General features: G+C 72.5%; 13 protein-coding genes. 5 read left to right on the forward strand and 8 right to left on the reverse strand.

The annotated features are described in order from the left end of the window. Positions 1 to 123: 123 nt before the first annotated feature. Complete coding sequence (locus tag DK412_RS22775) at positions 124 to 723, forward strand: protein phosphatase CheZ (RefSeq protein WP_245447187.1); 600 nt, start codon at positions 124 to 126, stop codon at positions 721 to 723. Between the two features lie 59 nt (positions 724 to 782). Here DK412_RS22775 and DK412_RS22780 read toward each other — a convergent pair whose 3' ends face one another. The 3 genes from DK412_RS22780 to DK412_RS22790 form a co-directional block, all read right to left on the reverse strand. Then, a complete protein-coding gene (locus DK412_RS22780; protein ID WP_109973813.1) occupies positions 783 to 1679 on the reverse strand; it encodes a TIGR01459 family HAD-type hydrolase in 897 nt (298 codons plus the stop codon). Positions 1680 to 1810: 131 nt separating this feature from the next. Beyond that, positions 1811 to 3487, reverse strand: a complete 1677-nt coding sequence (ade, locus tag DK412_RS22785; protein ID WP_109973814.1) for an adenine deaminase — start codon at positions 3485 to 3487, stop codon at positions 1811 to 1813. Positions 3488 to 3561: 74 nt separating this feature from the next. Further along, positions 3562 to 5184 (reverse strand): EAL domain-containing protein, encoded by a 1623-nt coding sequence (locus tag DK412_RS22790; RefSeq protein WP_109973815.1) that lies wholly within the window; start codon positions 5182 to 5184, stop codon positions 3562 to 3564. A gap of 198 nt (positions 5185 to 5382) precedes the next feature. Between DK412_RS22790 and DK412_RS22795 the strand changes: the two genes are divergently transcribed. The 3 genes from DK412_RS22795 (at position 5383) to DK412_RS22805 (ending at position 8587) form a co-directional block, all read left to right on the forward strand. Beyond that, on the forward strand, positions 5383 to 5613 hold the full coding sequence (locus DK412_RS22795) for a heavy metal-associated domain-containing protein (RefSeq protein ID WP_245447189.1): 231 nt from the start codon (positions 5383 to 5385) through the stop codon (positions 5611 to 5613). Positions 5614 to 5790: 177 nt separating this feature from the next. Next, complete coding sequence (locus DK412_RS22800; protein WP_109973816.1) at positions 5791 to 7632, forward strand: HAMP domain-containing sensor histidine kinase; 1842 nt, start codon at positions 5791 to 5793, stop codon at positions 7630 to 7632. Positions 7633 to 7753: 121 nt separating this feature from the next. Then, on the forward strand, positions 7754 to 8587 hold the full coding sequence (locus tag DK412_RS22805; RefSeq protein ID WP_109973817.1) for a peptidoglycan-binding domain-containing protein: 834 nt from the start codon (positions 7754 to 7756) through the stop codon (positions 8585 to 8587). 75 nt (positions 8588 to 8662) lie between these two features. Here the strand turns inward: DK412_RS22805 and DK412_RS22810 are convergent, their stop codons facing one another. The 5 genes from DK412_RS22810 to carB all read right to left on the reverse strand — a co-directional run bounded on the left by DK412_RS22810 (position 8663) and on the right by carB (position 14220). Continuing rightward, the gene (locus DK412_RS22810) at positions 8663 to 9142 is read right to left on the reverse strand and encodes an AAA family ATPase (RefSeq protein WP_109973818.1); all 480 of its coding nucleotides are present in this window, start codon (positions 9140 to 9142) and stop codon (positions 8663 to 8665) included. 112 nt (positions 9143 to 9254) lie between these two features. Beyond that, positions 9255 to 9518 (reverse strand): helix-turn-helix transcriptional regulator, encoded by a 264-nt coding sequence (locus DK412_RS22815; protein WP_245447191.1) that lies wholly within the window; start codon positions 9516 to 9518, stop codon positions 9255 to 9257. Between the two features lie 17 nt (positions 9519 to 9535). After that, positions 9536 to 10039 carry a hypothetical protein gene (locus DK412_RS22820; protein WP_109975436.1) on the reverse strand — a complete coding sequence of 168 codons (504 nt, stop codon included), beginning with the start codon at positions 10037 to 10039 and terminating at the stop codon, positions 9536 to 9538. Positions 10040 to 10145: 106 nt separating this feature from the next. Continuing rightward, a complete protein-coding gene (gene greA, locus DK412_RS22825) occupies positions 10146 to 10622 on the reverse strand; it encodes a transcription elongation factor GreA (protein ID WP_109973819.1) in 477 nt (158 codons plus the stop codon). Positions 10623 to 10746: 124 nt separating this feature from the next. Next, positions 10747 to 14220: a carbamoyl-phosphate synthase large subunit gene (carB, locus tag DK412_RS22830; RefSeq protein WP_109973820.1), complete on the reverse strand. Its 3474-nt coding sequence runs from the start codon at positions 14218 to 14220 to the stop codon at positions 10747 to 10749. A 155-nt stretch (positions 14221 to 14375) separates the two neighbouring features. On the opposite strand from carB, the gene DK412_RS22835 reads away from it, so the two are divergent. Then, on the forward strand, positions 14376 to 15161 hold the full coding sequence (locus DK412_RS22835) for an SDR family oxidoreductase (protein ID WP_245447193.1): 786 nt from the start codon (positions 14376 to 14378) through the stop codon (positions 15159 to 15161). Positions 15162 to 15197 lie beyond the last annotated feature (36 nt).

The following is a 15197-nucleotide window of genomic DNA, read 5'->3' on the forward strand; positions in this document are numbered from 1 at the left end:
GCCCGGCCGCACCGAGTACCGTGATCGCTGGCGCATGAGATCCGCGCCCGAGATGCCCGGTCCCAGGATCGACGATCCGCGGACATCCGATCCGAGAACAACCCATTCGCGGGGAGCGACCACGTGCTCAGGCAGATGACGGCGGGACCGCGATCCGCCCTCAACCGGCTGCTGGGCGGCCAGGAGGCGCCCGTGGCCCGCGCGACCCAAGCCGATCCGGCGCCCCAGGCCGCCGCGGTGAACGAGCTGCGCGAGATCGCCGACTACATCACCAAGCTCAAGCGGGGCATCGCGGCGCTGAGGGCCCAGGAGCTCACCCGCGACCGCATCCCGATGGCGCATGACGAGCTCGGCAGCGTCGTCGCCGCCACCGCCAGCGCGACCAACCGGATCATGGAATCGGCCGAGGCGATGATGGCCATCAAGGCCAAGACCCTCGACGAGTACCGCAGCCAGGTCGAGGCGCATATCGGCGACATCTTCGAGGCCTGCACCTTCCAGGACATTACCGGCCAGCGCATCTCCAAGGTCGTGGAGGCCCTGGGCCAGCTCGAGAAGCGCCTGTCGCAGTTCTCCACCGTGGTGAACGTCCGCGACGGCGAGGCCGAGCACGACCCGGAGGAGGCCCGCCGCAAGGCCCGCGCCGAGACGCTGCTGCTCAACGGCCCGCAGCTCAAGGGGCCGGCGACCCCGCAGGACGCGATCGACGCCCTGTTCTCCTGAGTGGGCCCGCGTCCACAGGACCGGGATGCGGCTCGCCGCGTCCCGGCCTCTCGCCGTTGCTACCAGCGCAGCAGGTCGATCACGCCGTCCGGATGCACGGCCTGGGCCTCGAGCCAGTGGGCGATGTCGCCGAGCGGGGCGCCCGCCGCGACGCCCAGCTCCTCGGCGTGGATGCCGCGCGCCACCAGCAGGGAGGCGATGCCGAAGGCCCGCGCGCCGGCGACGTCGGTGCGGATCGCGTCGCCGATGGCGAGCACCCGGTCGCGGGGGAGGGGAGCGCCGCCGTCGAGCGCCTCCGCCGTCGCGAGCGCCGCCTCGTAGACGGGGACGTGCGGCTTGCCGGCATAGACCACCGCGCCGCCCATCTCCTCGTAGAGCGCCGCGATCGCACCGGCGCAGGGAATCAGCCGCTCGCCGCGCTCGACCACGAGGTCGGGATTGGCGCAGATCAGGGTGACGCCGCGGGCGGCCCAGGGCTCCAGCACGGCGCGGTAATCCGCCGCCGTCTCGACCTCGTCGTCGAGGAGGCCGGTGACGACCACGTGGGCGGCATCATGCGGCCCGCCGCGGGCGAGATCGAGGCCCTCGAAGATCGGCAGGTCGCGGTCGGGCCCGAGATGGTGCATCGGGGCGTCCGCCCGCTCGGCGAGCAGCCGGCGGGTGAGGTCGCCCGAGGTGACGATGGTGTCGTAGGCGGTGCGCGGGACTCCGAACGAGTCGAGCTGCGCCAGCACGGCGCTGCCCGGCCGCGGCGCGTTCGAGACCAGCACCACCCGGCGCGGCCGCTCGCCTGGCAGGGCGCGGAAGCGCGTCAGCGCGTCGCTCGCGCCCCGGTGGGCGTGGACGCCGTCGTGCAGCACGCCCCAGACGTCGCACAGGATCAGGTCGAAGCTCGACGCGATGCCGGCGATCCCGCTCAGGATCGCGACCTCGCCCGGATGGCTCGCGCGGATCATCTCTGCCACTCCTGCCCGCCTCGTCCTCGCTGCATCGCAGCAGGAGGTCGCACCGGGCTTAAAGGCCGTTCGCCCCGAACGCAACGTCCGGACTGAAATCGTTTACACAACCTCGTCACAGGAGCGGACGATCACAGGATGACCATCCGGTCGACGTCGACGAGGCCGCGATCGGTGATCTTGAGGTGCGGGATCACCGGCAACGGCAGGAAGGCGACCTGCAGGAACGGCTCGGGCAGGGTGCAGCCGAGCCCGCGTGCGGCCTCGCGCAAGGCCGGCAGGGCGTCGCGGACCGCCTCGAAGGGCAGGTCGCTCATCAGGCCGGCGATCGGCAGCGCCAATTCCGCCAGGATGCCGGTCTCGTCGGCCACCACGAAGCCGCCCTGCAGCGCGATCAGCCGGTCGACTGCCCGCGCCATGGCATCGGGATCGGCGCCGACGACGCAGAGGTTGTGGCTGTCGTGCCCGACCGAGGAGGCGATGGCGCCGCGCTTGAGCCCGAAGCCCTGGACGAGGCCGCGGCCGATGCTGCGGGTGCCGTGGCGCGCCACCACGGCCACCATCGCCACGTCCTGGTGTAGGTCCGGCACCGCCGACAGCGTCAGGCGCCGGTGCTCGGTGATGATCCGGCCCGGCACCACGCCGATCACCGAGGTCTCGCCCGCCGGCACCGGCACGGCGAGGTCTTCGGCCGAGACCGGCTCGGCCCGCACGCTGCGGCGGCCCGGCGGCGGGGTCACGGACCGCGCGGCGAACAGGGCCTCCTCGACGAGGCGGCCGGCGGAGAAGACGGACGAGACGGCGCAGGATTCGAGGTCGTCGAGGAGCACGATGTCGGCCCGCCTGCCCGGCGCGATCATCCCGCGGTCGGTGAGCCCGAAGGCTGTGGCGGCGCTGAGCGAGGCGGCACGGTAGGCGGCGAGCGGCGGCACCCCCAGCGAGATCGCCGTGCGGATCAGGTGGTCGAGATGGCCCTCCTCGGCGATGTCGAGGGGGTTGCGGTCGTCGGTGCAGAAGGCGAGGAACGGCGCCGCGCGCTCGGTGAGGAGCGGGGCGAGGGCGTGCAGGTCCTTCGAGACCGAGCCCTCGCGGATCAGCACGGTCATGCCCTTTCGGATCTTCTCCAGCGCTTCTTGCGCGCCCGTCGCCTCGTGGTCGGTGCGGATGCCGGCGGCCGCGTAGGCGTTGAGGGCGTGCCCCGACAGGAGCGGCGCGTGGCCGTCGACGTGGCGGCCCTCGAAGGCCGCGAGCTTGGCGAGGCATCCGGGATCGGCCGCGACCACGCCGGGGAAGTTCATGAACTCGGCCAGGCCGAGCGAGCGGGGATGGTCGCGGTAGCGCGACAGGTCCGCGGCCTCGATCCGGGCGCCGGCGCTCTCGAGGCCGGTCGCCGGCACGCAGGAGGAGAGCTGGACCCGGATGTCCATCACCGTCTCAGCCGAGGCCGCGAGCGCGTAGTCGAAGGCGGCGGTGCCGATCACGTTGGCGAGCTCGTGCGGGTCCCAGATCGCCGTGGTGACCCCGTGCGGCAGCACGCAGCGGTCGAATTCGTGCGGGGTGATGAGCGAGGATTCGACGTGGAGATGGGTGTCGATGAAGCCCGGGACGGCGATGCGCCCCCCGGCCTCGATCACCCGGGCACCCTCGTAGCGGCCGTAGGTGCCCACCACCGTGTCGCCGCAGACCGCGATGTCGGTCTCCGCCAACTCGCCGGTGACGAGGTCGAGGAGGCGGGCGCCGCGGATCACCAGATCGGCGGGCGCACGGCCCGCCCCTTGCGCGATCCGGCGGGCGATGAGGTCCGACATCGGGGGCCTTTCAGCTGCAGAAGTCCCCGAATGCTAGGCGGAAGGGGCGGTCGCCGCTACCGGTTCGTCATCCGCTACACGGCCCGGCGCAGCGTGTCCCGGAAGGCGCGGCGGACCGGCGGGGGCGGGTCGTCCGCCGGCGGCTGCGGCTCGGGCGCCGGCTCCGGGGCGGGGGGCGAGAGCACCTCGGGCCGCACCACGCGGGGAGGCGAGAACACCGCCCCTTGCGCGAGCGGCAGGTCGAGGTCGATCAGGTCGGGCACGTCGGTCTCGCGCTCGACGCCCTCCGCCACCAGCCGGATCCCCGACCGGGCGAGGGAGACGGCGAGCGCCGCGCCGTGCTCGCCGAGCAGGGTGTCGAGGCCGACCTTGGCGTAGCTCGCCCCGAGGGACGCGAGCGCGGCGGCGTCGAGGCGCGGATCGGCCACCCGGTCGACCGCGAGGCCGATCCGCTCGCGCAAGGAGCGCAGCGCGCTCGCCTGCTCGGCGTCGAGGCTGCGCCAGCTGCGCTGCGGCAGCGCCAGGATCATCCGGCCGGCGAGTTCCGGGTGCAGGTCGATCAGGCGGCCGACGGCCCGCAGGAAGCCCGGCTCGAACAGCGAGCCCGGCGACAGGGCGTAGGCCACCGGCGTCTCGCTGCCGCGGGAGGCGAGGTGCTGGCCGATCGCCGTCACGCGGGCGAGCATCAGCCGGTCGAGCTCGGTGGTGCGGCCGTGCCGCTCCAGCACCCGGAGGAACTCCGCCGGGGACAACAGGGCCTCGCCGACGCGCAGGCGGGCCAGGGCCTCGTAGAAAGCCACCTTGCGCTGCGGCAGGCTGACGACCGGCTGCAGGTGGACCTCGAGCCCCTGCGCGAGGGCGGCGAGGATCTCGGCCTCGGAATGGGTCTCGGCGGCGGGCTCCGGCACGAAGGGGCGGCGCGGCGCCGGGGCGGCCTCCCGCGGCAGGATCGAGTCGGCGGGCGCCGGGGCGGCGGGTATGGGGGCGGCGGGCGCGGGGGCCACCGGCGTGGCCGCGAGCTCGGCCAGCCAGGACGGTGCGGCGGGCTGGGCGGGCGCAGCCGGCGCGAACCCGGCGGACGGGGCCGCGGCGTAGCCCCGCATCTCGGACTGGGCGGCCGGCCGGGGTGCCGGCGCGTAGGCGGGCGCCGCCTGAACATGCACGGGCGGGACCGGAGCCTGCGGGACCGGGGCCTGCGCGGTGTGAGCCTGAGGGACGGGGGCCTGGGGCGGCTGTACGAAGGCGGGGGCCGCGGGCTGGACCGCGGCGGCCGGCCCGGCCTTCAGGCGGGTCAGGTCCTCGTCCTGGACCGCCACCGCCATGGCGAGCTCGCGCACGATGCCGCCGAGCAGGCCGATCTCGGCCGTGACCTCGGACAGGCCGCTCTCCAGGTCCGCCGCCGGGGCGGCCGGCGTCTCCCGCTGCTCCAGCGTCACCAGGCGGCGCGAGAGCAGATCGATCTCGCCCGACATCTTCTCGACCTGGCGGGCGAGGCGTCCGGCGCGGCGCATGGCAAGCGCGGTGGCCACCCCGCCGAGAAGGGCGGCCGCGAGGGCGGTCCCGGCCACGGCCCCGAGGAGCGGCGCGGACAGGAACGCGACCGCGAGGCAGAGCCCGCCGGCCGCGAGGAAGGAGAGGCTGAGGGCAACCCGGCTCACCGACGACCCGCCGGCGCGCCGGCCGGTGATGAGGGCCATCGCGATACCTCTTACGCATCGAGAACAGGACGGGTTCCGCAAATCCCGGCCTTCCCGGTTGTCGCCGAGGCGCCGTGGACCCGCAAGACGCCGCCTCGGGCTGCCCACGGATTTCGCGGCACCCTTGTCCGGAATGCCGCAATACCCGAGATGGCTTGCGCGGCCCTGGTGCGCCGCAGCGGCAAAGGAGCGCGTGCGATGACGGATCGGTCGGGCGAGCGGATGGAACTCCTGATGAAGGTCGAGGGCATGACCTGCCAGGGCTGCGTCGCGGCGGTGACGAAGGCGGTCCAGCGCCTCGACCCGGCGGCGCAGGTGAACGTGGACCTGGAGACCGGCCGGGTCGCGGTCGTGACCGACGCCCAGGCCCTCGACGTGGCCCAGGCTCTCGGCCGCGCCGGGTACGAGGCCGAGGCCATGACCGGCTGAAGCACGACCGGGCGAGGTGACGAGCGGGTGAGATCGCGCCCGCGCCGAGCGACCGGGGGACAAGAATCCCGGTCTCGGCGCGCTCTAACGTTCGTTTAAGCCGGCTCTGCGAGGGTTTCGACAGTTCGCAGTGTAGGGGCGCCGGGGCCGCGAGGTCACCCGCGCTGGCGTGGCGGTGTGCGTATCAACAGTGCCTTTGCGTCCCTGATCGATGCCCGTCTGACGGGTCTCGTCCACGATACCGCGGCGGGCGACCCGGCCGAGCGGGCCCGCCATGAGCGGTTCCTGATCTCGCGGCTCGCCACCGGCGCGGTGCTGATGGCGATGCTGCCGCCCTATCTGCTCTGGCGCGGCGTTCCGACGCTGGTCGAGGCGGCGGCGGCGGCCTGCCTGATGCTCCCGGTGATCGCGGCCCTGCTGCTGGCGCGTACCGGCAACCTCACGCTCGCCCACGGCCTGTCCTCGGCGGCGCTGACCGGGCTCGTTGTCTGCCTGGCGAGCCTCACGGGCGGTCCGACCTCGGCGGCGGCGATCTGGCTGGTGATGATCCCGGTCGAGGCCCTGCTCGCCGGCTCGTACCGGGCCGCCCTGGTGGCGGCCGCGTTCGCGATCCTGGGGGCGGTGGCGGTCGCGGTGATCGAGCCCGCGCCGGGCCTCGGTTTCTTCGCCTGGCCGGCGGCCCTGGCGATGCCGGTCTTCGCCATCACGGCGATCTGCCACGTGCTGGCGTTGTCCGTGGAGCATTGCCGCCGCGAGGGCCGCTGGAGCGACCGGCTGAATGCCGCGACCTTGCGCGACGCCCTGCTCCTCGACGCCATCGACGACCTCGTCACCTGGCACGACCGCAACGGCAGCGTGCTGCAGGCGAGCCCGGCCGCCCGCTCGCTCGCCGGGACGACCCCGGACGCGCTCGAGGGCCGCGGCCTGTTCAACCGCGTCCATGTCTCCGACCGGCCGGCCTTCCTGACCGCGCTGAGCGACGCCGCCGGCCAGGCCCAGCCGGTGACGGTGCAGTTCCGCCTGCACGCCGCCGGCGAGGCGGGCGGGACCGGCCGGGTGATCTGGGCCGAGATGCGGGCCCACCGCATCCCGGGCGCGGCGATGCCGGCACTCCCCGGCGAGGCCGCCGTGGTGGCGGTGACCCGGGACGTCTCGGAGCACAAGCGCCGGGCCGAGGAGCTCGACCAGGCCCGGGCCGCGGCCGAGCGCGCCGACGAGGTCAAGAGCCGCTTCCTCGCCACCGTGAGCCACGAGCTGCGCACGCCGCTCAACGCCATCATCGGCTTCTCGGAGATGCTGGAGGCCGAATCGACCCTGGCGCTCGGCCCCGAGCGGCGGCGGGAATATGCCGGCATCATCCATTCCTCGGGCCAGCACCTGCTGGAGGTGGTCAACGCGCTGCTCGACATGTCGCGGATCCAGAGCGGCAACTTCGACTACGCGCCCGAGCCGTTCGACCTCGCGGGCCTCGCCCGCGGCGTCTGCGACCTGATGCAGATCCGCGCCGACCAGGGCGGCGTGCGTCTGCGGCGCGAGATCGCCGCCGACCTGCCGGAGGTCGCGGCGGATGCCCGCGCCTGCCGGCAGATGCTGATCAACCTGCTGTCGAACGCGGTGAAGTTCACGCCCCGCGGCGGCGACGTGGTGCTCTCGGTGCGCCGGGTGTTCGACCGGATCGAGATGGCGGTGGTCGATACCGGCATCGGCATCGCCGAGGCCGACCTGCCCCGCCTCGGCGACCCGTTCTTCCAGGCCGGCCTCGGTGCCGGCGCCGGCTACGGCCGCCCGCACGAGGGCACGGGGCTCGGGCTCTCGGTGGTGCGCGGCCTCGTCGGGCTGCATCACGGCGAACTGATCGTCGAGAGCAGCCCGTCCTGCGGCACGAAGGTGGTGGTCGCCCTGCCGCTCGATTGCCGCGGCGCCCGCGCCGTGCCGGGCGGCCCGGTGCCGATCCGCACCGGGTCCCTCGCGCGGACCTTCGTCGACGAGCGGCCCGCCACGATGCGGCTGACGGGCTGACGTGAGCGACTCAGGCCCGGTCCATCCACCCCTGGTCCGCCCCAAGGCGGACCGGTCCCGAACGGAACGATCCAAGGCCGACCGACCCGGCCCGGATCGTTCGACGCCGGAAGGAGAGGCGATGTCCGAGGCGCCGGCCCGGAAACCCGTCGAGGCGACAGCCCGGCGACACGATCCCGAGGTGGCGCTGACCGCCGAGGCGCGGCCGGCCCCGCGCCCGCGGCCGGCTCCCCGCGCGCCGCGTGCGCCGAGAGCCGCCCCGCGCCCTGCCGGCCCCCTCGATCGCCTGCGGCTCAGGGCCGACCGGATCCTGCGCCATCCCGCCGGCATCGTCGGCGGCCTCCTCGCCCTCGGGGCGGTGGCGGCGGTGGCGGCGAACGCCCTCAGCTTCCAGACCGGCCGCCACCCCGCACCCCTCTTTGCCAAGGGGCCGGCCAAGGCGCCGCCGGGCCCCGCGCCCGCCGGCGAGGCCGCGCCCGGCGCGACGGCGAAGGCCGAGGCGCCGCGCAGCGCGGGCGACGCGGGGTCGCGGTCCAAGCCGGACGGAATCGGCGCGCTGATCCGGGACGAGGATCACGGCACCGCCTCGGTCGCCCCGAAGGCTGCGCCGGCCAAGGTCGCGCCGGTCAAGACCGTGGCCGGCAAGGACGCCGCCGGGAAAACTGCGCCGGCCGGCCACGCGCCGGTCCGGGAGGCGAGGGCGGCGGAGCCGGTCAAGGCCTCGGCGCTCCACACCGCGCCGGCTCCCGGTGCCAAGCCCGACAAGGCGGTCGCCTACGCGCAGCGCGCCCTGATCAAGCTCGGCTACGGCCCGCTCACCGTCGACGGCATCGCCGGTCCGACCACCCGCGCGGCGCTCGCCCGCTTCGAGCGCGAGCGCCGCCTGCCTGGCGCCAGCGTGGCGCGCCGGACGCTCCAGGAGCTCGAGGCGCGCTCGGGCCTCAAGCCGGAGTAGAGGGGAGGGGGCGTGCTGCCGCCCGCGCGTCTCTGCGAGATGCAGGGGTCGGAGCGGCTCCGACCTCTCGCGCGATCAGACGTGGCCCGTCTCGACCGCGAGACAGATCTCATCCGCTTGCAGGGGCTCGAGCCGCTCCTTCAAGACGTCGAACGTCTCCGGCGCGATGAAGAGACTGCGCTCCGCCCGTTCGTTGCGCGCCGCCACCCGCCGCCGCGCCTCCTCTTCCGAACATTCGACCCTGTAGAGGAGCGCGCGGGCCCCGCATCCCTCGGCGAGGCGGCGGGCGTGGTCGCGCTCGGCGCGGCGCCAGAAGCCGTAATCCAGCACGACATCGACGCCGAGGCGCAGGCAGCGGGTCCAGATCGGCTCCATCAGGTCGAGGATCGCCGCGGCGTGAAGCGGGAAGGTCTCGGCCGGTGGGTTCTCGCCGAACAGCCGCGCCATCCACTCGTCCGGGGTGAAGCGCACGGCGCGGTGCCGGTGTTCGAGGTCGCGCGCCAGGGTCGTCTTGCCGGAGCCCAGGAAGCCGAACAGGAGGTGGGCCGTCGCCATCGTTCAAGCCTCGATGCGCTCGAACCAGAACTCCGGGGTCGTCCCGGAACACAGGATGCCCGATGAATTTTTCGGCGAGTGGATGTGGGTTCGGCGCAGGACATGCCGCACGTCAGACCAGCCATTCAGCCATGACGCCGGTGTGGCTGGCGGCCTGATGCGCCTGCGCCTGTGTCAGTGTGCGGCGGCCCCGCTCAATATCGGAGAGGTGACCCTGGGAGATCCCGAGCACCGCCGCCAGCTCGGCTTGGGTGCAGCCGTGGTGCTTGCGCGCCGCCGTCACCGGAGAGCCGTGCTCGGCCAGGAGCATGACGAACCAATGCGGCACGCTGGCCTCCTCGGCCGCCTCGTCGCCGAGGCGCGGTTCACGAATCACGTCGCCAGGCCCACCCCTCACTCCAGCCCCAACCCCCGCTTGAGCCACGCCGCGTAATGCCCGGCGATATAGGTCACGCGCCGGTTCTCCGAGGCCGGGTCGTACCAGGCGCCGCCGGCGCTGGCATTGGTGGCCGAGAGCTGGGGATGGCGCAGCAGCACGGTGCCGGCGCGGTCGACCACCAGGGCCTCGCCCTCGAGGTAGTCGCTGTTGGTGGCGTTGCCGCCGCCGAAGCGGGTCTCGCTCCCGGCATAGGGGTTGAACGACACGCCGGTCACCCGCACGACGAGCGTCGGGCCCGGGCCGCCGACCCGGTCGGCGAAGGTCTTGGCGAGCGCCGCCTGCAACTCGCCCCGGACGTTCTCGGCGTAGGGGCCGAGGCCGCGGGCGAGGAGGGGGCCGACATCGACCCGGATGGCGGAGAAGCGCGTGTCCGGCGGCAGGGTCGCGTCCTGGGCGCTCGCAGGCAGCGCGGCCGCCAGCAGGGCGGCCGCGATCAGGGGCTTGCTCCAGCGCAGCATCGGCATCGTCTCCACGGCGCCCGATCGCGCCACCTCGTGACAGCCGAGATAGCCTCGGGCCACCGGAACGGCAACGCTTCGGCCCGAAAGGCCGATCGGCGGCGCCTTACGCCCCGAACTGGATGCCGACGATCTCGTAGGACTTGCCGCCGCCCGGGGTGACGACCTCGACGGTGTCCCCGACGGCCTTGCCGATCAGCGCGCGGGCGATCGGCGAGGTGATCGAGACCCGGCCGGCATGCACGTCGGCCTCGGGCTCGCCGACGATCTGGTAGGTCTTCTCCTCCTCGGTGTCTTCGTCGATCAGCTTGACGGTGGCGCCGAACTTGACCTTCGTGCCCGAGAGCTTCGCGACGTCGATGACCTCGGCGCGGGAGATCAGGCTCTCCAGTTCCAGGACACGGCCCTCGTTGTGCGACTGCGCCTCCTTGGCGGCGTGGTACTCGGCATTCTCCGACAGGTCGCCGAGCGCGCGGGCCTCCGCGATCGCCTGGATGATCCGCGGACGCTCCTCCTGCTGGCGGCGCTTCAGCTCCGCCTCCAGAGCCGCGAATCCCCGTACCGTGATCGGAACCTTGTCCATCGTCGTCGTCTCGCGTCACAAATAATCGGCCCGGCGAGAGGGTGCGCCTCCCGACCGGGCCTGTTTCCGATTGTCTCGCGCGGGCGCGAGGGGATGAGATAGGGCGCGTCCGCAGTCTTTCGACTTAAGCCGCGAAATATTCCTGCAGGGCCCGAACCTCGAGATCACCCCCGAGATAGGCCTTGATCCCCTCTGCGGCCGCCATCGCTCCCGCGAGAGTGGTGTAGTACGGCACTTTATGCAAGAGGGCGGCCCGGCGCAGCGAGCGCGAGTCGGACAGCGCGCCCGCGCCTTCCGTGGTGTTGAACACCAGGTGGATCTCGCCGTTCTTGATCGCGTCGACCACGTGCGGCCGGCCCTCCAGCACCTTGTTGATGCGGGCGCACGGAACGCCGTTCTCGACGAGGTAGCGCTGGGTGCCGGTGGTGGCGAGCACCGTGAAGCCGAGCTCGGCGAGCAGCTTCATCGCCGGCAGGATGCGGGCCTTGTCGTCGTCGCGCACCGAGACGAAGACCGTGCCGGCCTTCGGCACCTGGGTGCCCGAGCCGAGCTGGCTCTTGGCGAAGGCGACGCCGAAGCCGCGGTCGAGGCCGATCACCTCCCCGGTCGAGCGCATCTCCGGCCCGAGCAGCACGTCGACCCCGGGGAAGCGGGCGAAGGGGAAGACCGCTTCCTTGACGGCGATGTGCGGCAGGGTTTTGGGCTTGAGGCCGAAGGAGGCGAGGGGCTCGCCGGCCATCACCCGGGCGGCGATCTTGGCGATCGGCTCGCCGATCACCTTGGCGACGAACGGCACGGTGCGCGAGGCCCGCGGGTTCACCTCCAGGACGTAGATCACCCCGTCCTTGATCGCGTATTGCACGTTCATCAGGCCGCCGACTTCCAGCGCCAGCGCCAGCCCGCGGGTCTGGCGCTCCAGCTCGGCGATGGTCTCCGGCGACAGCGAGCGCGGCGGCAGCGAGCAGGCGGAATCGCCCGAATGGATGCCCGCCTCCTCGATGTGCTCCATGATGCCGGCGATGAACACGTCCTTGCCGTCGGAGACCGCGTCGACGTCGACCTCGATCGCGTCCGACAGGTAGCGGTCGAACAGGAGCGGGTTCTTGCCCAGCACCGTGTTGATCTGGCCGGTCTTGTCGTTGGGGTAGCGCGCCTTGACGTCCGACGGAATCAGGCTCGGCAGGGTGTCGAGCAGGTAGTCGGCGAACTGGGTCTCGTCGCGGATGATCGCCATCGCGCGCCCGCCGAGCACGTAGGAGGGGCGCACCACGAAGGGCAGGCCGAGATCGGCGGCGATGAGCCGGCTCTGCTCCACCGAGTAGGCGATGCCGTTCTTCGGCTGCTTGAGGTGCAGCTTGTCGAGCAGGCGCTTGAAGCGGTCGCGGTCCTCGGCGAGGTCGATCGCGTCCGGCGAGGTTCCGAGGATCGGCACGCCGGCCTCCTCCAGCGCCCGCGCCAGCTTCAGCGGGGTCTGGCCGCCGAACTGCACGATCACCCCGTGCAGCGTGCCGGCCTGCCGCTCGGTCTCGATGATCTCCAGCACGTCCTCGGCGGTCAGCGGCTCGAAGTAGAGCCGGTCCGAGGTGTCGTAGTCGGTCGACACCGTCTCCGGGTTGCAGTTGACCATGATGGTCTCGTAGCCCGCATCCGTCAGCGCGAAGCAGGCGTGGCAGCAGCAATAATCGAACTCGATGCCCTGGCCGATCCGGTTCGGGCCGCCACCGAGGATGATGACCTTCTTCTTGTCCGAGGGCTGGGCTTCGTCGGCCACGGCGCCCGCGAAGGGGGCGACGTAGGTCGAGTACATGTAGGCGGTCGGCGACTTGAACTCGGCCGCGCACGTGTCGATCCGCTTGAAGACCGGCCGCACCGACAGCGCCCGGCGGGCGGCGCGCACGGCGCCCTCGTCGGTGCCGGCGAGCACGGCGAGGCGCGAATCGGAGAAGCCCGCCGCCTTGAGCTGGCGGAAGGCGCCCTCGGTCTTCGGCAGGCCGAAGCGCTTCACCTTGGTCTCGAGATCGATGATGCCCTGGAGCTGCTCCAGGAACCACGGGTCGATCTTGCAGGAGGCATGGACCTCCTCGTGGCTGACGCCGAGGCGCAGGGCCTGCGCCACCTTGAGGAGCCGGTCAGGGGTCGGCGTGCCGATCGCCGCCTTGATGGCGTTGCGGTCGTCGCCCTTGCCCAGCCCCTCGATCTCGATGTCGTCGAGGCCGGTGAGCCCCGTCTCCAGCGAGCGCAGGGCCTTCTGGAGCGACTCCGAAAAGGTCCGGCCGATCGCCATCGCCTCGCCGACCGACTTCATCGCGGTGGTCAGAGTCGGCTCGGCGCCCGGGAACTTCTCGAAGGCGAAGCGCGGGATCTTGGTGACGACGTAGTCGATCGTCGGCTCGAACGAAGCCGGGGTCGCCCCGCCGGTGATGTCGTTGGCGATCTCGTCGAGGGTGTAGCCGACGGCGAGCTTGGCGGCGACCTTGGCGATCGGGAAGCCGGTCGCCTTCGAGGCGAGCGCCGAGGAGCGCGAGACGCGCGGATTCATCTCGATCACGATCATCCGGCCGGTGGCCGGGTCGACGGCGAACTGCACGTTCGAGCCGCCGGTCTCGACGCCGATCTCGCGCAGGACCGCGAGCGAGGCGTCGCGCATGCGCTGATACTCCTTGTCGGTCAGCGTCAGCGCCGGCGCCACGGTGATCGAGTCGCCGGTATGGACCCCCATCGGGTCGACGTTCTCGATCGAGCAGACGATGATGCAGTTATCCGCACGATCGCGGACGACCTCCATCTCGTACTCCTTCCAGCCGAGCACCGACTCCTCGATCAGGACCTCGTTGGTCGGCGAGGCGTCGATGCCGCGCTCGACGATGTCGAGGAACTCCTCCCGGTTGTAGGCGATGCCGCCGCCGGTGCCGCCCATGGTGAAGGAGGGCCGGATGATCGCCGGCAGGCCGACCTCGGCGAGCGCCACCAGCGCCTGGCCAATGGCATGCTCGCCGTAGCGCTTGCGCCGGTCGTTCTCGGCCGAGGCCCACTTCTTCTCGAAGGCGGCGAGGGCGGTCTTGCGGGCTTGCGGGTCGCTCTCGGCGGCCTCGATCCGGGCCACCTCGGCGAGGTACTTCTCCCGGTCCGCCTTCTTGGCGGCCGAGGCGTTGGCGAGCGCCGATTTCGGGGTCTCGAGCCCGATCTTGGTCATCGCATCGCGGAAGAGGCTGCGGTCCTCCGCCTTGTCGATCGCCTCGGCGGTGGCGCCGATCATCTGCACGCCGAACTTTTCCAAGACGCCCATCCGCTTGAGCGAGAGGGCGCAGTTCAGCGCGGTCTGGCCGCCCATGGTCGGCAGGAGGGCGTCGGGCCGCTCCTTCTCGATGATGCGGGCGACGATCTCCGGGGTGATCGGCTCGACATAGGTGGCGTCGGCGAGATCCGGATCGGTCATGATCGTCGCCGGATTCGAGTTGACCAGGATGATCCGGTAGCCTTCCTCGCGCAGGGCCTTGCAGGCCTGCGTGCCGGAATAATCGAACTCGCATGCCTGCCCGATGACGATCGGGCCCGCGCCGATGATGAGGATGGAGGAGAGATCGGTGCGCTTGGGCATCGGACGCTTCAGACTCGTGCGGCGCGCGCTGCCTCGTTCCTCGGATCCGGCGTCCTCGAGGCCCTGGCGGGCGTCGAGGCGGGAGCGGAACGTGCGGGAGCGGCGGGGATTGCGTTGGGCGCCCTTAGCATAGGCGTGCAGATCAGGGGAAGGGCGTGGCCGACGACGTGAACACTGGGGGAGATGCGCGCTGGACGCTGGTCACCGGCGCGTCGAGCGGAATCGGCGTCGAGATCGCCCGGGCTTTCGCGGCCCGCGGGCGCCCGCTGGTGCTGAGCGCCCGGCGGGGGGAGCGACTGGAGGCGCTGATGGCGGAACTGCCCGTGCCGGCGGTGGCAATCACGGCGGATCTCGCCGTTCCCGGCGCCGCCGAGGCGTTGGTCGCCGGGGTCGAAGCGCGGGGCATCGCCCTGCACACCCTCGTCAACAATGCCGGCTTCGGCCTGCGCGGCCGCCTCAGCGAGCTGCCGGTGCGGGACCAGGCCGAGATGGTGGCGGTGAACGTCACGGCGCCGACCATCCTCAGCCGCCTGGTGCTGCCCGGCCTGATCGCCCGGCGCACCGGCGGCATCCTCAACGTGGCCTCGGTGGTCGCCTACCTGCCCGGGCCCAACATGGCGGCGTACTACGCCAGCAAGGCCTACCTCCTGTCCTTGTCGGAAGCCCTCTACGAGGAGGCGCGGCCGTTCGGGGTGACCGTCACGGCGGTCTGTCCCGGCGCCACCGCGACGGAGTTTTCGGAGAGGGCCGATATCGGCGGCACCAAGCGCTTCACCGGCAACGTGATGGCGCCGGCGGCGGTGGCCGAGGCGGCGGTCGCCGGCCACCTCGCCGGGCGGGCGGTGGTGATCCCGGGGGCGGCGAACCGGGCGGCGGTGATCGGAGCCCGGCTGATGCCGCGCTGGCTCAGCCGAAAGGTGGCGGCTCGCCTGCAAGGATGAACGGAGTTCGCCGCTTTCGGGTCATCTTCGGTTCAG

The organism is Methylobacterium sp. 17Sr1-1 (genome assembly GCF_003173775.1).
Taxonomy (GTDB): Bacteria; Pseudomonadota; Alphaproteobacteria; order Rhizobiales; family Beijerinckiaceae; genus Methylobacterium.